Genomic DNA, 20,080 nt, shown 5'->3' on the forward strand with positions numbered 1-20,080 from the left:
GGTAAGGTGGCCGCATGGCCGACCTGAACGCCGCCGGATCGCCGGACGCCGACTCGCTGATCGACGACGCGCTGCTCTCGCGCATCCGATCGCGGGCGGCGACGCACGACCGCGAGAACACCTTCCCCGAGGACGACCTGCGCGAGCTCGCCGAGGCCGGCTACCTGCGGATGCTGGTGCCCGCCGAGTTCGGCGGCCTCGACTTCGGTTTCCCCCGGGTCGCCCGCGAGCAGACGCGGCTGGCCACGGCCGCGCCCGCGACGGCGCTGGCGATCAACATGCACCTGGTCTGGACCGGGGTCGCGAGACTGCTGGCCGCCCAGGGCGACCACTCGCTCGACTGGCTGCTCGCCGAGGCCGCGGAGGGCGAGGTCTTCGCGTTCGGCAACAGCGAGGCGGGCAACGACCTGGTGCTCTTCGGCTCGCGCACCCGGGCCGTGCCGACCGGTGACGGCGGCTACGCCTTCACCGGTACGAAGATCTTCACCTCGCTCTCGCCGGTCTGGACCAGGCTCGGGGTGTTCGGACTCGACGACAGCGATCCGCAGGCGCCCCTGCTGGTGCACGCCTTCCTCGACCGCGGCCCGGGAGTCGAGACCCTCGACGACTGGGACACGCTGGGCATGCGGGCGACTCAGAGCCGCACCACCGTGCTCCGCGAGGCGGAGGCCCCCGCGTCGCGGGTGTTCCGCCGGTTGCCGGCCGGGCCGAGCGCCGACCCGCTGATCTTCGGCATCTTCGCCGGGTTCGAGATCCTGCTCGCCGCCGTGTACACGGGCATCGGGCAGCGGGCGGTCGAGCTCGCGGTCGAGGCGGCCCACCGGCGCCGGTCGATGAAGAACGCGGGGCGTCCGCTGGCGCACGATCCCGACATCCGCTGGAAGGTCGCCGAGGCGGGCATCCTGCAGGACGGCATCCCGCCGCAGATCCAGGCCCTCGCCGCCGACGTCGACGCCGGGGTGCCGCACGGCGCGGCCTGGTTCCCGAAGCTGGTCGGCCTCAAAGTACGGGCGACCGAGAACGCCCGGCTGGTGGTCGATCAGGCGCTGCGGGTCTCGGGCGGCTCGTCGCTGGCGAACTCCAGCGAACTCGGGCGGCTGTACCGCGACGTGGTGGCGGGCCTGTTCCATCCCTCCGACGGGGAGTCGGCGCACGCCACCGTCGCGAACGCGCTGCTCGGGCCGGTGCCGGACCTCGATGCCGAGCCTGGCCCTGGCCCCGACGCCGAGCCCGGCCCCGACCTCCGCTGACCGCTAGCGCCCGGACGGCTGCTGCGGTGCCGGCTGCTGCGGCGCCGATTGGTGCGGCGCCGACTGCTCCGGCGCCGGCTGCCCGCCACCGGGCTGCCCCGGTGTCGGCCGCGGGTGCCCGATGCCCGGCGTGCGGCGGGCGTCGCGGCGGCGGGTGAGCAGGATGATCGCGATCACCACCGCGGCGATCACCGCGAGCGGCAGCAGCCAGGGGATGAGCACCCCGACCAGCACCACGAACCCGGTGAGCGCCGCCGTGAGCGAGGCCCAGCCGGTCGCGAGACCGCTCCAGAAGTCGCCGGGGGCGTTGCTCGGCAGGGCGCCCTTCTGCACCAGGTCGAGGGTGATGGTGGAGTAGTCGATCTGATCGGCGAGGTACTGCTTCTGCGACTTCAGGCTGTCGAGCTGGCCCTGCCTGTCCGAGATCGCGGTCTCGAGCTCGATCAGGTCGGCCGTGCTGCTCGCCGACCCGACCAGCTGCAGCAGGCGGTCGACCGAGGCCTGCAGCGCGCCGATCTGCGCGTCGAGGTCGCGCACCTGCAGCGTGACGTCGTTCGACGACAGCGAGACCGAGTCGACGCTGCCGAACTCCTTGAGCTTCTCGATCGTCGCGTCGACCGAGTCGGCCGGCACCCGGATCGTCAGCTGCGAGCTCGAGCGCTGCTCGTCCGAGCCGGCCTGCTCGCTCCGCGAGTCGATCCGGCCGTCGACGGAGGCGACCAGGGCGACAGCCTGCTCCGTCGCGGCGATCGGGTCGTCGACGGTGACGGTGATCCAGCCCGTCGTGATGACGCTCTGGCCGGACGAGGTCGATCCGTCGGCAGCGGCTCCGCCCTCCGCGGTTCCGTTCTGGCCCAGCCCGTCCCGCGCGGTGTCGCCGGGCACGAAGGGCTCGGAGCCGGGCCCGGCCGGCACCGGCACGCCGCCCGACGAGCCGCCGGTGCCGCTCGAGGAGCTGCCGGACGAGCCCGCGGCCGAGCAGCCGGCGAGCACGAGCACCGCGGCGACGGCGGCGGAAGCGAGGATCATTCGTCTCATGAGGCCCAGGGTAGGGATCGATCGCTGAGTCCGGGCTGGGGAGCGACGGATGGTTATCCGGTCGTTATCGCCTCGGCCCGATCGCCCTCCGGGAGGTGCGGGGGAAAGGCTTCCGGGAGCTCCCTGGGGAACGGCTCCGGGACCGGTGGCCGGTCAGCGCGAGCCGTTCTAGGGTGGGGAGCAAATCCACGAACGAGGAGGCGCTGATGGGATTCATCGACGATGCGAAGGATGCGGCCGAGGCCACCGGCAAGAAGATCGGCCGGGCCGTCGACGACACGAAGGAGCGCATCTCCGACCGCGTCGACGAGGCGCAGGCCGACGCCGAGGTCAAGCGTGCCGAGGGCGACGTGAAGCGGGCCGAGGCCGAGCGCGACGCCACCAAGGCGAAGAACGACTACAAGGAGGATCTGCGCGACTGACGTCGCCGACGGATCAGCCGGGCCGCCGCCCCGATTCCGGTCGGGTCAGTTGCGGTCGTCCGGGTCGACGCCCGTCCGCATCCCGCTCTCGAGCGAGGCGATGACCGCGAGGTCGTCGGCATCCAGCTCGAAGTCGAACACCTCGATGTTCTGGCGGATGCGGGCGGGCGTCACCGATTTGGGAATGACCGAGACGCCGAGCTGGATGTGCCAGCGCAGGATGACCTGGGCCGGCGACTTCCCGTGCTTCCGGGCGATGTCGGCGACCGGCCCATCGTCCAGAAGCCGGCCGCGGGCGAGCGGCGACCAGGCCTGCGTCACGATGCCGTGCTCGGCGTCGAAGGCCCGGAGCGCGCGCTGGGGGAGCCACGGGTGCAGCTCGACCTGGTTGACGGCCGGGGCCTCACCGGTCTCGTCGATCAGCCGGGAGACGTGGGCGGGATGGAAGTTCGCGACCCCGATCGACCGGGCGCGGCCCTCGTCGCGGATCGTGCGGAGGGCCTGCCAGGTCTCGACGTACCGGTCGTTCTTCGGCGCGGGCCAGTGGATCAGGTAGAGGTCGACGTGGTCCAGGCCCAGGCGTTCGAGCGACTCGCCGAACGAGCGCAGGGTCGAGTCGTAGCCGTTGTCGGTGAACCAGACCTTGGTCGTGACGAAGACCTCCTCGCGGGCCAGCCCGCTGCGGCGCACCCCCTCGCCGACCCCGGCCTCGTTGAGGTACATCGCGGCGGTGTCGACCAGGCGATAGCCCTGGCGGAGGGCCGAGTCGACCGCGTCGGCGGCCTCGTCGTCGGTCGTCTTGTAGACGCCGAGGCCGAGCTGCGGCATCCGGTTGCCGTCGTTCAGGGTGAGCAGGGGCGACAGGGCTTCGACCATGCACCCATTATCCCGGGGCCACTCAGCGCAGGGTCACTCAGCCCGGGGCCATTCGTCGCGGGGCGACGGCTCAGCTCGTGATGGCCTGCACCGGCTCGGTGTCCGGCAGCGGGCTCGCATCCCGGCCCCGCAGATCGGGGTGCCAGCGTCGGCCGAGCAGTGGCACCAGGAAGCCGAGCAGCGCGAGCGCCCCGGCGACGAAGAAGGCGCCGATCGCGCCGATGCCGTCGATCAGGAAGCCGGCGAGGGCCGAACCCACCGCCGCGCCGATCAGCTGCCCGGTGCCGACCCAGCCGTAGGCCTCGGCGGTGTCGCTGAAGCGCACGCTCGTCGAGACGATCGCGAACATGACCGCGAGGGCGGGCGCGATGCCGACGCCGGCGATGAACAGCGTGATCGCGAGCCACCAGACGTTGAGCGAGGCGGCGGCGATCGCGGTGCCGACGAACACGATGGCCATGCGGCGGGCGAGCGACCACGGGCTGATCGGCCGGTGCCCGAACGAGAGGCCGCCGACCAGGGAGCCGACCGCGAAGAGCGCGAGCACGAGCCCGGCCTCGGCGCCGCCCTCGCCGAAGGTCGAGACGACCCCCGCCTCGATGGCCGCGCAGGTGGCGACGAGCAGGAAGCCGACGACCGTGGCGAGCAGAACCGGCGGCTTCTTCAGCACCGCGCCCAGCTTGCGCTTCGAGCGCGGGATGCGCACCCGGCCGAGCTCGGGGCTGGTGAGGAACCAGATGCCGCCGCCGACCAGGAACGCGACCGCGAGCAGGATGCCCCAGACGGTGCCGATCTGGATCGAGACGAAGGTGATGACGACCGGCCCGAGCACCCAGATGATCTCCTGCGCCGAGGCGTCGAGCGAGAACAGCGGGGTGAGCTGCTTGGAGTTGACCATCTTCGGGTAGATCGTGCGCACGGCCGGCTGGATGGGCGGGGTGCTGAGCCCGGCGATCAGCGCGATGCCCATGTCGGCCGCGATCCCGAGCGGGAATAGGGCGATGGACGTGATCGAGAGGGCGCAGACGATCATCGCGATCAGGATCACCGGGCGCATCCCCCACACGCCCATCAACCGGCTGGTGAGCGGGCCGGCGATGGCCTGGCCGATGCTCAGCGCGGCGAGCACGAGCCCGGCGACGCCGTAGGAGTCGTAGGTGTGCTCGATGTGCAGCAGGAAGGCCAGCGACAGCATCCCGTTGGGGAATCGGGCGGTGAGCTGGGCGGCGATGATGCGCGCGACGCCACGCGTCTTCAGGAGTTCGGTGTAGCTGCTCACCGAACGAGTTTAGTGTTGATGCAGTGGCCAGTGCGCGGATGACCAAGATCGAACCTGCCCCGAGGGCGTCGACGGCGGCGGCGTCCGCCGCGCCAGGAGCGTCAGCGGCATCGTCAGCGGCATCGGCGTCGGCTGCGACGACCGCGGCGGCCCCGGCCGGCCTGGTCGGAGCCGCGGCGCTGATGCTCGTGCGCTTCGCGGCGATCGGTACGGCGGTGGGAGCGCTCGTCTCGCGCGCCGACTGCGCCTTCGTGTTCGGCACCTGCTCGATCCGCAACCTCCTCGGCTACTTCACGATCGAGAGCGCGATCCTGTTCGCGGTGACGATGGCGGTGGCGGTCGTGTTCGGCGGCAGCCGGCTCCGGATGCCGCACTGGTTCGGCTTCGTGCGCGTCACGGTGGCGACCTACGTGATCGTGTCGGGGCTGGTCTTCGCGGTGCTGATGAGCACGGCGGGGTACACGGGGGCCGAGTTCCTCGTGCCGCTGTCCTCGCGCATCCTGCACTTCGTGCTGCCGGCCTACGCCGTCCTCGACCTGATGCTCGACCCGCCGCGCGGCCGCCCGTACCGCATCTGGCCGGTGCTGGTCTTCCCGGCCGGCTGGTTCGTGGTCACCCTCATCCGTGGCGCCTCGACCCAGTGGTACCCCTACTTCTTCGTCAGCCCCGAGGCCGTCGGCGGCTACCCCCAGCTCGCCCTCTACGCCGTCGCCCTGGCCCTCATCCTCACCGCGGCCTTCCGGCTGGTGAGATCCCTGTCCCGGTCCGCTGCAGGTGAACTCGCCACCAGGCTGTCCCACCCCGCGGGTTCCGCGCGCCCTGCGAAGCCGCAGGCCGTACCCGCCGACCCACGGTGAGCGCGTCGCCGCGGATCACGACCGAAGGCCGCGATCCGCGACGGCACGCGAACATGTCGCCCGCGCCGGGCGGGGACCGGCGCGGAACTAACTCAACAGCTTCGTGATGCGCTGCAGCGACGCCGGCTCCGCGGTGCCGAGGGGCTGGGCGAAGAGGCCGATGCGCAGCTCCTCGAGCATCCAGCGCGCCCGCACGAGCGGCTCGCGCGTGAACGGCTCCAGCGGGATGCTGCCGCCGGCGTCGAGGTAGCGCGCCGTCGCGGTCTGCACCTCGGTCATCCAGGCCCGGTCGCGCGCCGGGTTGTCCGGCAGCTTCTCGAGCCGGTAGGTGATGCCCGCGAGGTAGCGGGGGAGGTGCTCGAGCCGGGCCAGCCCGGTGCGGGCGATGAAGCCGGGGTACACGAGGGCGCCGAGCTGTTCGCGGGCGTCGCCGATCGCGGCCAGCAGCGCCATGCTGGTGACCTTCTTCAGCGCCCGCTCCGCGTCGCGGGCGGCGTTCAGGATGCGGATGACGGTCGACACCGTGTGGTCCAGTTGCGGCAGCACGGCCTTCGAGAAGCGGTCGCGCACCGCCTCGAACTCGGCCTCGGTCCAGAGCAGGCCGTCCGGGTGCAGGGCGTGCAGCGCCTCGTCGGCCCCGGCGCGGAGCGCGTCGTCGAAGAGCGCGTTCACGTTCTGGTACGGGCTGGTCGCGAGCAGCAGCTTCTCGTTCTGGGTGAGGTGGTCGCGCACGTAGGCGGCCGGGCTCGGCACCCGGAGCAGCAGCAGGCGGATCAACCCGTCCGGCGTGGCCCGCGCCTGCTCCTCGGCCGTGGCCATCAGGCGCACGGCGACGTCGTCCTTGCCCGCCACGAGCGCCGGGTAGGCCCGGATCACCCCGCCATGCTGCCGGGTGTCGACGAAGCGCGGCAGGTCGCCGAGGGTCCACGACGTCAGCCCCTCGACCTCACGGAAGCCCGAGCCGCCGCCGGCGCCTCCGCCGGCCCCTCCGGCCGAGGCGATCCGCGCGGCGGGCGATTCGGCCCCCGGGCCGCCACCGGCCGAACGGCCGTCCGTGCCGGCATCGGCAGAGCCACCGGCCGCACCGCGCCCGCGTCGACCGCCGCCACCCCGGCCCGAACCCGTCTCCGATCCCGCACCGCCGGCCGCACCGGTCGAGGCGCGGGTGATGCTCGCCCGGGCCGCATCCGACAGCGCCGCCTGAAGGGCCGCGAGATCCTTGCCCTCGCCCGCCGTGCGCCCGCGCTCGTCGACCACCCGGAAGGTGACCTTGAGGTGATCGGGGATGCGGTCGCGGTCGAAGTCGGCCGCGGTGACCGTGACGTGCGCGAGGCGGGACATGGTCGAGGCGAGGCGGGCGAGCAGCGCGTCGTCCGCATCCTCACCCAGCTCGTCGAGGAGCCGCCCGGCCCAGTCGGTCGCCGGCACGAAGTTCACCCGCAGCCGCTTCGGCAGCGAGCGGATGAGCGCGGTCACGAGCTCGCGCCGGAACCCCGGCACCTGCGACTCGAAGGCCGCCTCGTCGAGCCGGGGCAGGAGCGCCAGCGGCACCGTCGCGGTCACGCCGTCGTCCGGGCTGCCCGGCTCGAACCGGTAGCGAAGCGCCAACCGCTGGTCGCCCTGCTGCCACTGCGCCGGGAACTCGTCCTCGTCGACCTCCGGCGCGCCCTCGGGCAACAGGGTCTCGAGGGTCATCGTCAGCAGCTCGGGGTCGTCGTGGCGCGCCGTCTTCCACCAGCCCTCGAAGCTGCGCTGCGAGACGACGTCGCGGGGGATGCGGGCCTGGTAGAACTCGAACACGGCCTCGTCGTCGAGCAGGATGTCGCGGCGCCGGCTGCGCTCCTCGAGCTGCTCGAGGTCGCGGCGGAACGCGCGGTTGGCTCGGTCGAAGGCCTGCTGCGACTCCCACTCGCCCTCGACCAGAGCGTGCCGGATGAACAGCTCGCGGGCGTAGGCCGGGTCGATCCGGGCGAACTGCACCCGGCGGCGCGCGATGATCGGCACGCCGTACAGCGTCACCCGCTCGTAGGCCACGGCGGCGCCCTGCTTCTTCTCCCAGTGCGGCTCGGAGTAGGTGCGCTTCAGCAGGTCGCCCGCGAGCGGCTCGGCCCAGGCGGGATCGATCGCCGCGTTCATCCGGGCGAACAGCCGGCTGGTCTCGACCAGTTCGGCGCTCATCACCGCGGCCGGCTGCTTCTTCGCCAGCGCCGAGCCGGGGAAGACGGAGAAGCGGGTCTGCCGGGCGCCGAGGTAGTCGCGCTTGACCTGGTCGCGCAGCCCGATCTGGCTGAGCAGGCCCGACAGGATCGACTTGTGGATGCCGTCGGGGTTCACCGCGGGCTCGCCCACCGTGAGGCCGAGCGGCTTGGCCAGCTGACGCAGCTGGCGGTAGACGTCCTGCCACTCGCGGATGCGCAGGTAGTTGAGGAACTCGGCCTTGCAGAGGCGGCGGAACGCGCTCGACCCGAGTTCGCGCTGCTTCGCCTCGAGGTAGTTCCAGAGGTTGAGCAGGGTGAGGAAGTCGCTGGTCTGGTCGGCGAAGCGCGCGTGCAGCTCGTCGGCGCGGCCGCGCTTCTCGAGCGGGCGTTCCCGCGGATCCTGGATCGTGAGGCCGGCGACGATCGCCAGCACCTCGCGGCTCGTGCCGGTGCGCTTGGACTCGACGACCATCCGGGCGAACCGCGGCTCGATCGGCAGGCGCGCGAGGTCGTGGCCGATGCGGGTCAGGCCGGGGTGCTCGCCGGCTTTCGCCGCGCGCACCGCCCCCAGCTCGGCCAGCAGGTCGAGCCCGTCCTTGATGCCCCGCGAATCCGGCGGCTGCAGGAAGGGGAACGAGGCGATGTCGCCGAGCCCCAGCGAGATCATCTGCAGGATGACCGCCGCGAGGTTGGTGCGGAGGATCTCGGGGTCGGTGAACTCGGCCCGCCGGTCGAAGTCCTCCTCGGAGTAGAGCCGGATGGCGATGCCGTCGCTGGTACGCCCCGACCGGCCCGAGCGCTGGTTCGCGGAGGCTTGCGAGATGGGCTCGATCGGCAGGCGCTGCACCTTCGAGCGCACCGAGTAGCGGCTGATGCGCGCGGTGCCGGCATCGATCACGTACTTGATCCCCGGCACGGTGAGGCTGGTCTCGGCCACGTTCGTGGAGAGGATCACCCGACGACGGATGCCCGGGGTGCTGCTCGGCTGGAACACCCGGTGCTGGTCGGCGGCCGACAGGCGGCCGTAGAGGGGGAGCACCTCGGTGGTGCCCGCGGCTCCGCTCGAGGCGAACCGGCCCCGGAGCGCCTCCTCGGCGTCGCGGATCTCGTTCTCGCCCGAGAGGAACACGAGCACGTCGCCCGCCTTCTCGCGGCCGAGCTCGTCGAGGGCGTCGCCGATGGCCTCGAAGATGTCCTTGGGTTCGCGCTCTCGTGCCTCGCGTGAGTCGCGGGGCTCGTCGGAGCCGGAGCCGGAGTCGGAGTCGGCGTCGGGCGCATCCGGAGCCAACGGCCGGTACCGGATCTCGACCGGGAAGGTGCGCCCCGAGACCTCGACGATCGGCGCCGCGGTGCCGTCGGGGCGGGCGAAGTGCCGGGCGAAGCTCTCCGGGTCGATGGTGGCGCTGGTGATGATGACCTTGAGATCGGGTCGTCTCGGCAGCAGCTGCTTGAGGTAGCCGAGCAGGAAGTCGATGTTGAGGCTGCGTTCGTGGGCCTCGTCGATGATGATCGTGTCGTACCGGCTGAGCATCCGGTCGTGGTTCATCTCGTTGAGCAGGATGCCGTCGGTCATCAGCTTGATGCGGGTCGCGGCCGACGCGCGGTCGGTGAAGCGCACCTGGTAGCCGACGAGCCCGCCGACCTCCTGGCCGAGCTCCTCGGCGATGCGCTCGGCGATCGTGCGGGCGGCGAGCCGGCGCGGCTGGGTGTGGCCGATGCTCGTGCGGCCGAGCTCGAGGCAGATCTTGGGCAGCTGCGTGGTCTTGCCCGAGCCGGTCTCGCCCGCCACGATCACGACCTGGTTGTCGCGGATGGCGCGCGCGATCTCCTCCCTCTTCTGGCTGACGGGCAGCTCGGGAGGGAAGACGATGGAGAGGGGGGCGTCGGCGGACATCGGCCCTCCATCGTACCCGTGGCTCAGCCGCCCGAGGAGGGCGCGGCGAGCTCCGCGACCTGGGCCGCGGTCAGGGCGACCCACGGCGATCCGTCGGAATCGCGCTCGGTTGCGGCCGGGCTGTCGCCCTGCGTCCACCACTTGGCCTCGAACGGGACGCCCTGGAACAGCACGCGGTCACCTTCCTGGTAGACGCTCGTGCCCGCCCAGTCGGGGTAGGTGCCCGCGGGCACCGTCGGCGGCGTGTACGGGGTCTCGCCCGGGAGCACGGGGCCGATCAGGGTCCACGGGGTGTCGGCGGCGTCGGCGACGGGGTCGTCGGGCCGGTCGCCTCGGGTCCACCACTTGGCCGAGTAGACCGTGCCGTGCCAGACCACCTTGGACCCCGAGAGGTAGACCGTGCCGGCCGACCAGATCGGGTACGGGCTCGTGGCCGGGTCATCCGCCGGGGGCTCGCCCTCGTGTCCGGGGGCCGAGGTCGCCGGGGCTCCGGCACCGGCGACGCCGGTCGAGCCGGTGATCGTCGGGGTGGGGCGCGATCCGGATGCGGGCTGCCCCGCGACGGTCGCGGTCGGCGTGCCGGCCACCCCGCCCGCGGTCAGGCCGGCGGCGAGCACCTCGGCGAAGGTCTCGTCGCCCTGGTCGACGCCGCTGCAGAGGTTCGACACGGTCGTGGTGTCGAGGTAGTTCGGGCCGCAGGACCGGTCGCGGTTGAGCGACCAGGCCGACAGGCGGCCCAGCTGCACCTGCTGCGCGAAGTCGTTGAGCCGGTGCGCGTCGTCGAGGGTGAAGACCTCGCCGGGTACGTCGTTCTGCCCGATCAGCGGGGTGGCGCCGAGCTTGGACCACAGGGTCGCGTCGGTGAGGTCGTGACCCGTGACCGAATAGGCGTGGGCGAGCTGGCCGTGCACCGCGTTCAGCGCGTCGACCGCGGCGTCGCCCATCGTGCGCCCGCCCAGGTCGATTCCGTAGTCCATCGTCATCAGGTTCACGCCGGCGAGCTCCACCCCGGCGGCCAGCATCTGGTCGACGAGATGGCTGCCCTCGGCGGTGAGGCCGGTCGGCATGGTCGGGAGGGTGAGCCAGACCGCGAGGTCGTGGCCCGAGGCGGCACGGTCGGCCTGCAGGGCGGCGATCGCGGTCGCCCGGCGCTCGCCGGCGACCGAGTCGGTCAGGTCGTCGGCCTCGACGTCGAGGTCGATCGTCGAGAGGGAGTAGCGGTCGACGACCGAGCGGTAGGCCCCGGTGAGGTCGTCGACGCTCGAGCAGGCGGTGGCCAGTTCGGCGTTGACCGCGCCGCCGAACGAGACGACGACGTCGCCGCCGAGCTGACGGATCCGGGCGATCCGGCGATCCATGTCGAGATCCTGGGCGGCCGCGTCGAGGGAGTAGGCCGCACCCCAGCTCGGCGTGCACTCGGTGGGAGAGGCCGCGACCACGAACGAGAGCACGGCGTCGCCCTGGGCGCGCGTCTCGGGGGTCTCGAACGGGTATTGCGGGGTGAGCGTCGCATCCACGTAACCGGCGAACCACGGCGCGGCGCTGGTCGCCCGCGCCTGGTCGACGACGAAGAGACGGAAGCCGAATACCGCGACCGCGGCCACGGCCGCCACGACGGCGAGGCCGAGCAGCACCCGCCAGGGCGACAGGCGCTTGCCGGCGTGGGGCCCGGCGGGCTGGGGGAGGGTGCTCATGCGGGGTGCTTCTCGTTCTGGGCGTGGCGCGGGTCGGCGGCGGGTGCGGAGGTGGTGGGCGTGGTACTGCGTGCGCCGGCAACGGGTCCGGGTGCGGGTGCGGCAGGCGTGGCAGCGGCGGGCGTCGCCGCGACGGGTCGCGCCGGCCGCGTCTCCCGGCGCACGGCCGGCCGCGAGCCCGTGCGCGCACCGGCCGGGGCGTGCCCGTGGTACAGCGCCGTCTGCCAGTCGAACTCGCCGCTCGCGGTCTGGTCGTGGTCGTCGTCGCGGCGCTTCTTGTCGACCCACATCCAGTCGGTGAGGCCGAGCCAGACGTCGGCGAGGGAGTTGACCACGCCGATGTTGCCGAGGATGGCCCAGGACGCGGTGAAGGCGTTGAACGCCGCGAAGGCCGCGTTGCCCCAGTTCTGGTCGATCACGTTGCGCCAGGCGGTGAGCACCGAGAACGCGACGATGCCGTAGGGCGCCACGACGTAGAGCAGCTGGGTGGCGGTGCGGTTGCGCACCTTGGGCGTGCGGGCGAACGGGATCTTCTTGCCGGTCAGCGACTGCTCGATCGACTTGAGCACCCCGGCGAGGTTCACCGGCAGGAGGATCAGGTTGAAGCCGTAGATGCGCAGGATGTCGCTGTACTTGTACCCGCACGCCTTCAGGTCGCTCGCCTGGGCGAGGAAGTACGGCAGTGCGGCCAGCAGCACGAGCGGGCTGAGCAGCCGGCTGTCGTAGGGATAGGCGAGCAGGAACACCAGGCCGAAGCTCGCCCAGGCGATCGAGGCCATGTAGTTCACCCGCAGCATGACCTCGGTCAACCGCACCGGGGTGCCGGCGCGCTTCCGCGCCTTCAGCTGCCGGAAGAACTTCGGCAGGATCAGCAGGCCGCCGTTGGCCCACCGCCGTCGCTGCACCACGAGCGAGCCGAAGTCGGGCGGGGTCGCGCTGTAGCTCAGGCGCTCGGGGTAGTTGACCAGGGTCCAGCCGTGCTCGCCGAGGTCGATGCTCGACTCGGTGTCCTCGATCACGGTGCGGTCCTGCACGTAGCGGCGCACCTCGAAACCGCCCGAGGTCTCGATCTCGAGGATGTCGTCGAGCGCCTCCATCCGGATCACCGCGTTCGCGCCGACCCAGAAGGTGGCGTCGTACTCGGTCAGGCCCTGGTGCAGGATGTGCTGCAGGTCGGTGCTCGCGCCCGCCAGTCGCTCGATGCGGGTCGGAGCGCCGCGGAAGGACGAGTACGGCGTCTGCGTCACGGCCACCCGCGCGTTGTCGGGCTGCTCGAGCAGGTACACCAGCCGCAGGCAGTAGTCGCGCAGCAGCAGGGAGTCGGCGTCGAGCGTGAGCAGGTACTCGGCGTTCGGCACGACGAGGTCGGCGGGCTGGGCGCCCGCGACCGGGCGCAGCACGACGCCCTCGGGGATGCGCTCCTCACGGAAGCGGCCGCCCATCAGGCCGATGTAGGCGTTCAGGTTCATCGCCTTGTTCGCCTCGTGCGAGAGCGAGGCGTAGGCCTTGCGCTCGAAGGTCGCGGTCTCGACCCCGAAGATCCAGACCAGGCGGCGGTGCAGCTCGAGCATCCGCTCGCCGCTGAGGGGGGAGTCGGGGCCGGCGCCGACGGAATCGGCGGGGCCGGTGACCTCGGCCTGCAGCGCCGCGGCCAGCGCGATCGCCGTGAGCTCGAGGTCGTCGGCGAGGCCGCCGAGCACCTGGTCGATGAAGAAGGTGTCGACGTGATCCTCGTGCGGTTCGCTCTCGGCCATCGCGCGCAGCCAGCGCACGGCCTCCTCGTACTCGCCGGCCAGGATCTCCACCGCGTCGAGCGAGACCCGCCCGGTGAGCAGCAGCTCGTGCTCGAAGGTGAGCAGCGCATCCGCGAACCGGGCGGCGGGCTGCTCGAGCGCCCGGGCGATGTCGTCGGTGATCGCCCGCGTGGTCTCCAGGCGCGCCGCGACGAAGGGGTCGCTCGGCTTCGGCGGGTCGTCCAGGAGGAGCACCACCCGCAGCGCGGGGTACTCCTGCAGCGCGGCCGACCAGAGGGTCTTGCGGATGACGGACGGCTCCTCGGCGTACGAGGGCACCAGCACCGTCATCCCGTCCGGGTGCGGGGTCGCGAAGTGGTGGTCGAGCTCGGCGCGCGGCACCCGCACGTGGTCGCGGAACCGGCGGAGCGCACCCTGCCGGGCGACCAGGTACATCAGCGCCGAGAAGGTCAGGAAGGTCACGACCACCAGGTAGAAGACCGCCTCCATCGACAGGCGGAAGTCCTGGTTGCCGTACTCGAAGATCTGCCGGGCGATCGTGGTGACCAGGTAGAGCACCCAGGCGGTGACGGTGACGATGATGGCCACCCGCCCGCGGACGATCTTCGCGTCGCTCGGCCTGCGGTGCACGGTGGGAAGGGGAGTGCGGTTGCGCTCGGAACCCCATTGCCGCCGTCTGGTTGACGGCGGTCTCGTCGATTTCGACATCGGTCCTCGGTGGTGGGTGCACGGCGGCCGGCCCCGCGCGGGGGGGTGGGGGCCTCGCGCGGAGCCGACCGTCTTCGGGTGGGCGCCGGGTGTGTCGCTCGGGTGATGCGGCCCACACCGGCATCTGAACGCTAGTGGGCCACGACTGTCGAGAACGGCGTCTTGAGCAAAAGCTGAGCAGAAACTTGCGCTCGGCGACGGGCGCGGGATGCGGCGTAGGCTCGGACGCGTGAGCGAGAGTCGGCAGGAATTCGTGGATTCGTGGAACGCCTGGCACCAGGCACGGTTGCGCCTGATCACGGCCCCGCACGGCCTGGCCGCACTCGTCGGCACGCACTGGCTCTCGCCCGAGCCACAGACGATCGAGGGCCTTCCGGGCACCTGGTACCTCGACGGCGCCGCGATCGTGGGCGACGACTGCACGATCGACGAGGGCGGCGAGATGCTCGTCGGCGGTCTGCTGCTGCGCAACTTCCGTCGCGACGACGACGTCGCCCTGCGCGTGCTCGACCCTGATGCGCCCTCCCGGGCCGCCGTCGCCGACATCGACGCCTACGAGCCCGACCCGGCACTGGTGCTGCGGGGCCGGTTCGAGCCCGCGGAGGACGCGGCGACGATCGACCTGACCGAGATCGACGGCTACGTCGAGAGCGAGGCGCTCGCCGGAACGGTCACCGTCGAGATCGGGGGTGTCGAGGTCGAACTCGTCGTCACTGGCCCGGTGACCCGCCTCGAGGCCGTCTTCTCCGACGCGACCAGCGGCGACGAGACCTACCGCTTCCGCTTCCTGCCCCTGCGGGCCGACGGCGGGGCCGGCGAGATCGACGTCGATCTCAACCGCGCCTACCTGCCGCCGTGCGCCTTCTCCGACTTCTACGTCTGCCCGCTGCCGCCGGCGCAGAACCGGCTGACCGTGCCGGTGCGAGCCGGCGAGAAGACGGTCGTGCGGAAGGCGGCGGCATGACGAACCGGCTGGCCCAGGCGATCAGCCCGTACCTGCGTTCGCACGCCGAGAACCCCGTCGACTGGTATCCGTGGGGCGAGGAGGCGTTCGCCGAGGCCACGGCCCGCAACGTGCCGGTGCTCGTCTCGATCGGGTACTCGACCTGTCACTGGTGCCACGTGATGGCGCGCGAGAGTTTCAGCGACCCGGTGCTCGCCGCCCGGCTGAACGAGGGCTTCGTGGCGATCAAGGTCGACCGGGAGGAGCATCCCGAGGTCGACTCGGCCTACCTGGCCGCGGCCGGAGCCTTCACGCAGAACCTGGGCTGGCCGCTGAACGTGTTCACGACCCCCGACGCCAAGGTGTTCTTCGGCGGCACCTACTCGCCGCCGGTGCCGGTCGAGGGGCACGCCTCGTTCGGCCAGGTGCTGGACGCGGTGACCGAGGCCTGGACCACCCGGCACGACGAGGTCGTCGAGGTCTCGGAGCGCATCGCGTCGGCGCTCGCCGAGAGCGGGCGGGTCGCGGTGGGGGAGGGCGGCGACGGTGGTGTGGGTGCCGGTGGGGGCGCTGGTGCCGGAGCGGGTGGTGCCGGGGCGGGTGGGGCCGGCGGTGCCGGGGCCGGCGTTGCCGGTATCTCGCCCGAGCAGCTGTCCGGGATCGTCGCCGAGCTCGGTCAGTACGAGGATCGGCAGTTCGGCGGGTTCGGCGGGGCGCCGAAGTTCCCGGTGGCTCCGGTGCTGCGCTTCCTGCTGGAGTACGGCACGGGCGGCGCCTCGGGTGACGACGCCGCGAGCGCCTTCGCACTGGCCGTCCGCACGCTGCGGGCCATGGCAGCCTCCGACCTCCGCGACCCGGTCGAGGGCGGGTTCTTCCGCTACTCCACCCGGCGCGACTGGAGCGACCCGCACTACGAGCGGATGCTCTACGACAACGCCCTCCTGCTCGACGCCTACAGCACGGTCTGGGCCGCCGACCCGTCGGCGCCCTGGGCGCGCGAGGCCGCCGAGGGCATCGCACGGTTCCTGATCGAGGTGCTGCAGCTGCCGTCCGGGGGCTTCGCCTCGGCGCAGGATTCCGAGAGCACCGTCGACGGCCGCCGCGTCGAGGGCGGCTACTACCGCCTCGACGCGACCGAGCGCGCGCGGCAGACCCCGCCCGCCCTCGATGAGAAGGTGCTCACGGGGTGGAACGGCCTGGCGATCGGCGCCCTCGCCCACGCCTCCCTGGTCTTCGACCGCGGCGAGTGGGCGATGGCCGCCGAGCACGCCGCCGACTACCTGCTCACCACCCACCTGCCGCCGGCATCCGGTTCGGGTGCCGGTTCGGGCTCGCAACGTCGTCTCGTGCGCGCCTCGGTCGACGGCGTCGCCTCGGCGGCGGTGGCCACGCTCGAAGACTTCGGGATGCTCGCCGAGGGCGTGCTGCGCCTGGCCGCGGTCACGGGGTCGGCCCGGTACGCGATGGCGGGCCGGATGCTCGTCGACTCGGTGCTGCCCGACGACCAGTCGGGCGGTCGCGCCGGCGGTCACGTCGAGCGCCGCGTCGAGGTGGATGCCGACGGCGCGGAGCGGCACCTCGACGCCGATCTCCGGAGCGCGGACGGCATCGATCTGAACCACGGCGAGATCGTCGGCGTCACAGCCGAGGGCGCCGAGGTGCACCGGGCCGAGGCGCCGGAGGGCGCCTCCGAGCTCGCCCCCGCGGCCGGCGGGCCCGTCTTCGTCGCCCCGGGCGGCGGCGACCCGGTGCTGCGCCGTCGTGGGCTCGCGGCCGAGCTCGATCCCTCGGAGGGCGCCTACCCCTCGGGCACCAGCGCCTGCGCCGCGGCGGCGCTGCTGCTGCACGCGCTCACCGCCGAGCCGCGCTACCGCGACGCCGCACGTCGGGCGCTCGCGCCGCTCGTGCCCCTCGCGGTGCAGCAGCCGATCGCGTTCGGGGCCACCCTCGAGCTCCTCGCGCGCCTTTCCCGCCCCGGCGCCCAGCTCGTGCTCGTCGAGCCCGCGCCCCTCGAGCCTGAGCCCCTCGAGTCCGCGCCCATCGAGCCTGCACTCATCGAGCCTGCACTCATCGAGTCCTGGCCCGGGCGGCGTTCGGGCGAGGAGGCGCGGATGCGGGCCGAGGGGCTGCGGGCCGCGGTGCGGATGGCCACGGGCGCCGTCGTCGCGGTGGCCACCGAGGAGCAGGCAGCGATGCTCGCCGAGTCCGGCTTCGAGTTGTTCGCCGGCCGCATCACGCAGGGCGGCGCGCCCACCGCCTATCGGTGTCTCGACTTCGTCTGTCGGCTGCCCACGACCGAGGCCTCGGGCCTCGGCACCTGACAGCACGAGGCCGGCTTCCGAACGGAAGGAGAATCGAGGGGGTCACGTGTCCATTCCACTCGGACCCCCCGAATCTCATTCCGTTCGGTGGAGACCCGGGCGAGACGCCGCGCCTCAGGCCGCCGAGACCTCCAGCGGCGCGTGCGTGTCGGCGGTCCACTCCTCGAGCGACCCGTCATAGACCGCGACGTCGGTCTCGCCCAGCACCGCGAGCGCGAAGGCCGTCGCCGAGGCCGCGATGCCCTGGTTGCAGTAGGTGATCACGCGCGGCGACTCGGCCGCCGCGGCGGGGGGCCGCCGCCCGACGGGCGGAGCGAGCGCGTCGAGCACCCGCCCGAACCGCTCCCGCAGCGCGGCCGGCTTGAGCCAGCGCGAGCGGTCGCGGTCGAACAGCCCGGCGGCCGGCACGTTGAGGCTGCCGGGGATGTGGCCGAGCCGAGCCTGCAGCCCCGTCTCGCCGCGGAAGTCGGAGCCGGACAGCGCGCACAGCAGCAGCGCACTCCGCGATCCGGCCACGACCGACCGCACGTGGGCCTTGTCGACCCAGAACCCGGGCTGCGCCACGGCGACGAAGGGTGCGAACTCCTCGCCGTCCTCCGACAGCTCCTCCGCCGACGACAGGTCCGTGGGCGACGACGACGACGGTGACGACGACACCGCCATCGACACCGACAAAGACGCAGACACGCGCTCGAGCGGCCGCTCCTCGTCGCGCCAGGCGCCGAGTCCGCCATCGAGCACCGCGACCCGCTCGTGCCCGAACGACCGGAACAACCACCACAGTCGCGCGGCCCACTGCCCGGCCCCGGCGTCGTAGACGACCACGGTCGACTCGGCGTCGATCCCGAGCTCGCGCACCGACGCCTGGAAGCGCGCGGCATCGGGCCGGCTGAAGACGTGGGCGCCGTCGGGCGCCGAGAACCCGTCGAGCAGGTCGGCGAAGACGGCGCCGGGGATGCGGTCGCCGGAGTCGTGGGCGTTCCGCCCGCTCCGCCAGACCGGCCCGCGCCCGATCGAGACCACCGCCCCGCCGACTGCTTCGCCCGCCGACGACCCTGCCGACGACGCCCCGCCCGGCATCGCCCCGCCCAGCACCGTCGCGTCGACCACGACGAGGCCGTCCGACCCGAGATGGTCGGCCAGCCACTGGGGCGAGACGAGGGGTGAGGCGAGATACGGCGACACCCGTTGAGCAGTGTTCCTGGTCACGGCTCCACGCTAATCACGAACCGAAGCCCCCGGCTGGTAATCGCAACAGAAAGTAACGTGAACATAACGGTCGTCGGACAGGCCCTTGCGCGCGGGCCGAGCCCACCGCTACCGTGACCAAGCCGTATCACCGGCCACCCCCCCCCGACCTCGCACGAGAAAGGACGAGCCATGTCGATCGAGACCACGACCACGATCACGACGCTGAAGCAGCAGCGCATCCAGCGACAGCTCGTCATCGCCCCTGCCCGCGCACTCGCCGGCAATCGCGATCTCGAGCACACCGTCGTGGTGCATCCGGCCTGATCCGCCGCCCCGAGGAGGGGCAGCGTCCGAGCCCCGCACCGCGTCCAGGTCCGGGGCTTTTCTCATGCTTCCGTCGTTCCCGCCCACTCGGCGGAGGCGGCCCCGGTCCGAACGGGCACCGTGAAGAACGAAAGAAGAAGAGAGAAAGGACCATGGAGAAGATCACCGACCGCCTGTACAGCTGGGCGAGCATTCTCGACGAGAACGCCCGCGCGCAGGCCGTCACCACCTCCACGATGCCGTTCGTGTACCCGCACCTGGCCCTGATGCCGGATGCGCACCTCGGCCTCGGCGCGACCGTCGGCTCGGTCATCCCCACCCTGGGGGCGATCATCCCGGCGGCCGTGGGAGTCGACATCGGCTGCGGCATGATCGCCGTCAAGACGCAGTTCACCCGTGACGAGCTCGTCGCGAACCCGAAGGGGCTGACCGAGCTGCGCGAGCAGATCGAGCGCGCCATCCCGCTCTCGGCGGGCGGCGTCAACCGCCGGGTCGTCGACACGGCCGCGCCCCGGATCGCCGAGCTCGAAGCGCAGGCCGCCGCGGCCGGGTTCGACCCGGCGCGGTACGCGAAGCGCTGGCGGGAGCAGCTGGGCACCCTCGGCTCGGGCAACCACTTCATCGAGGTGTCGACCGACGAGACCGGCGCGATCTGGCTGTTCCTGCACTCGGGCAGCCGGGGCGTGGGCAACCGCATCGCGGGAGCGCACATCGCGATCGCCCAGGACCTGACGGCCCGCTGGTGGATCGAGCTGCCCGACCGCGACCTCGCCTACCTGGTGGAGGGCACGGCCGAGTTCGACCGCTACATCGCCGAGCTGCGGTGGGCCCAGCACTACGCGCTGCTGAACCGCGAGGAGATGATGGACCGCGTCGTGCGCCAGACGGGCGAGTGGATGGGCGTGCCCGTCGAGGAGGTGGAGCGGATCAACTGCCACCACAACTTCACCGAGAAGGAGAAGCACTTCGGCAAGGAGGTCTGGGTCTCCCGGAAGGGCGCGATCATCGCGACCGACGGCGCTCCTGGCCTCATCCCGGGGTCGATGGGCACGGCGAGCTACGTGGTCGAGGGCAGGGGCAACCCGCTCGCGCTCGACTCCTCGCCGCACGGCGCCGGCCGGGAGTACTCGCGGTCCAGGGCCCGCAAGACCTTCACGCACGACCAGCTGCGTGAGGCGATGACGGGTATCGAGTTCCGCGACACCGATGCCTTCATCGACGAGATCCCGCAGGCCTACAAGCCGATCGACCGGGTGATGGAGGATGCGCGCGACCTGGTGCGCATCCGTCACACCCTGCACCAGCTGGTGAACGTCAAGGGCAACTGAACC

14 protein-coding genes are annotated in these 20,080 nt (G+C 72.3%); 7 read left to right on the forward strand and 7 right to left on the reverse strand.

Annotated elements, in window-relative coordinates; genetic code table 11:
• Positions 1-14 precede the first annotated feature (14 nt).
• Positions 15-1,250 carry an acyl-CoA dehydrogenase family protein gene (locus tag AC59HU_RS12290; RefSeq protein WP_497223717.1) on the forward strand — a complete coding sequence of 412 codons (1,236 nt, stop codon included), beginning with the start codon at positions 15-17 and terminating at the stop codon, positions 1,248-1,250.
• A 3-nt stretch (positions 1,251-1,253) separates the two neighbouring features.
• Here the strand turns inward: AC59HU_RS12290 and AC59HU_RS12295 are convergent, their stop codons facing one another.
• Positions 1,254-2,288 carry a DUF4349 domain-containing protein gene (locus AC59HU_RS12295; RefSeq protein WP_497223718.1) on the reverse strand — a complete coding sequence of 345 codons (1,035 nt, stop codon included), beginning with the start codon at positions 2,286-2,288 and terminating at the stop codon, positions 1,254-1,256.
• Between the two features lie 206 nt (positions 2,289-2,494).
• Here AC59HU_RS12295 and AC59HU_RS12300 point away from each other — a divergent pair, with 206 nt between their 5' ends.
• The gene (locus tag AC59HU_RS12300; protein WP_497223719.1) at positions 2,495-2,710 is read left to right on the forward strand and encodes a hypothetical protein; all 216 of its coding nucleotides are present in this window, start codon (positions 2,495-2,497) and stop codon (positions 2,708-2,710) included.
• Between the two features lie 45 nt (positions 2,711-2,755).
• On the opposite strand, the gene AC59HU_RS12305 is transcribed toward AC59HU_RS12300, so the two are convergent.
• Positions 2,756-3,586, reverse strand: a complete 831-nt coding sequence (locus tag AC59HU_RS12305) for an aldo/keto reductase (protein ID WP_497223720.1) — start codon at positions 3,584-3,586, stop codon at positions 2,756-2,758.
• A 70-nt stretch (positions 3,587-3,656) separates the two neighbouring features.
• Positions 3,657-4,865, reverse strand: a complete 1,209-nt coding sequence (locus AC59HU_RS12310; protein ID WP_497223721.1) for an MFS transporter — start codon at positions 4,863-4,865, stop codon at positions 3,657-3,659.
• Between the two features lie 38 nt (positions 4,866-4,903).
• On the opposite strand from AC59HU_RS12310, the gene AC59HU_RS12315 reads away from it, so the two are divergent.
• On the forward strand, positions 4,904-5,722 hold the full coding sequence (locus AC59HU_RS12315; protein ID WP_497223722.1) for a Pr6Pr family membrane protein: 819 nt from the start codon (positions 4,904-4,906) through the stop codon (positions 5,720-5,722).
• Between the two features lie 87 nt (positions 5,723-5,809).
• Here the strand turns inward: AC59HU_RS12315 and hrpA are convergent, their stop codons facing one another.
• The 3 genes from hrpA to AC59HU_RS12330 are packed head-to-tail and all read right to left on the reverse strand — an operon-like array spanning position 5,810 to position 13,970.
• Positions 5,810-9,814, reverse strand: a complete 4,005-nt coding sequence (gene hrpA / locus AC59HU_RS12320; protein ID WP_497223723.1) for an ATP-dependent RNA helicase HrpA — start codon at positions 9,812-9,814, stop codon at positions 5,810-5,812.
• A 23-nt stretch (positions 9,815-9,837) separates the two neighbouring features.
• Positions 9,838-11,508: a chitinase gene (locus AC59HU_RS12325; protein WP_497223724.1), complete on the reverse strand. Its 1,671-nt coding sequence runs from the start codon at positions 11,506-11,508 to the stop codon at positions 9,838-9,840.
• Positions 11,505-13,970: a glycosyltransferase family 2 protein gene (locus AC59HU_RS12330; protein ID WP_497223725.1), complete on the reverse strand. Its 2,466-nt coding sequence runs from the start codon at positions 13,968-13,970 to the stop codon at positions 11,505-11,507. Before AC59HU_RS12330 ends, AC59HU_RS12325 begins: the two co-directional genes overlap by 4 nt.
• A gap of 229 nt (positions 13,971-14,199) precedes the next feature.
• Between AC59HU_RS12330 and AC59HU_RS12335 the strand changes: the two genes are divergently transcribed.
• Complete coding sequence (locus AC59HU_RS12335; protein ID WP_497223726.1) at positions 14,200-14,934, forward strand: DUF1684 domain-containing protein; 735 nt, start codon at positions 14,200-14,202, stop codon at positions 14,932-14,934.
• Positions 14,931-17,234: a thioredoxin domain-containing protein gene (locus AC59HU_RS12340; RefSeq protein WP_497223727.1), complete on the forward strand. Its 2,304-nt coding sequence runs from the start codon at positions 14,931-14,933 to the stop codon at positions 17,232-17,234. The genes AC59HU_RS12335 and AC59HU_RS12340 overlap by 4 nt, the downstream gene beginning before the upstream one ends.
• 114 nt (positions 17,235-17,348) lie before the next feature.
• Here the strand turns inward: AC59HU_RS12340 and AC59HU_RS12345 are convergent, their stop codons facing one another.
• A complete protein-coding gene (locus tag AC59HU_RS12345) occupies positions 17,349-18,443 on the reverse strand; it encodes a sulfurtransferase (protein ID WP_497223728.1) in 1,095 nt (364 codons plus the stop codon).
• 171 nt (positions 18,444-18,614) lie between these two features.
• Here AC59HU_RS12345 and AC59HU_RS12350 point away from each other — a divergent pair, with 171 nt between their 5' ends.
• On the forward strand, positions 18,615-18,749 hold the full coding sequence (locus AC59HU_RS12350) for a hypothetical protein (RefSeq protein ID WP_497223729.1): 135 nt from the start codon (positions 18,615-18,617) through the stop codon (positions 18,747-18,749).
• Between the two features lie 152 nt (positions 18,750-18,901).
• On the forward strand, positions 18,902-20,077 hold the full coding sequence (locus AC59HU_RS12355; protein ID WP_497223730.1) for an RtcB family protein: 1,176 nt from the start codon (positions 18,902-18,904) through the stop codon (positions 20,075-20,077).
• The last annotated feature ends 3 nt before the right edge of the window (positions 20,078-20,080 follow it).

Source organism: Herbiconiux sp. 320_LB, assembly GCF_059691755.1.

Coding starts and splice junctions, on each gene's coding strand:
- AC59HU_RS12290 (WP_497223717.1), top strand. CDS start 15: ATGGCCGACCTGAACGCCGCCGGATCGCCGGACGCCGACTCGCTGATC.
- AC59HU_RS12295 (WP_497223718.1), bottom strand. CDS start 2,288: ATGAGACGAATGATCCTCGCTTCCGCCGCCGTCGCCGCGGTGCTCGTG.
- AC59HU_RS12300 (WP_497223719.1), top strand. CDS start 2,495: ATGGGATTCATCGACGATGCGAAGGATGCGGCCGAGGCCACCGGCAAG.
- AC59HU_RS12305 (WP_497223720.1), bottom strand. CDS start 3,586: ATGGTCGAAGCCCTGTCGCCCCTGCTCACCCTGAACGACGGCAACCGG.
- AC59HU_RS12315 (WP_497223722.1), top strand. CDS start 4,904: ATGACCAAGATCGAACCTGCCCCGAGGGCGTCGACGGCGGCGGCGTCC.
- hrpA (WP_497223723.1), bottom strand. CDS start 9,814: ATGTCCGCCGACGCCCCCCTCTCCATCGTCTTCCCTCCCGAGCTGCCC.
- AC59HU_RS12325 (WP_497223724.1), bottom strand. CDS start 11,508: ATGAGCACCCTCCCCCAGCCCGCCGGGCCCCACGCCGGCAAGCGCCTG.
- AC59HU_RS12330 (WP_497223725.1), bottom strand. CDS start 13,970: ATGTCGAAATCGACGAGACCGCCGTCAACCAGACGGCGGCAATGGGGT.
- AC59HU_RS12340 (WP_497223727.1), top strand. CDS start 14,931: ATGACGAACCGGCTGGCCCAGGCGATCAGCCCGTACCTGCGTTCGCAC.
- AC59HU_RS12350 (WP_497223729.1), top strand. CDS start 18,615: ATGTCGATCGAGACCACGACCACGATCACGACGCTGAAGCAGCAGCGC.
- AC59HU_RS12355 (WP_497223730.1), top strand. CDS start 18,902: ATGGAGAAGATCACCGACCGCCTGTACAGCTGGGCGAGCATTCTCGAC.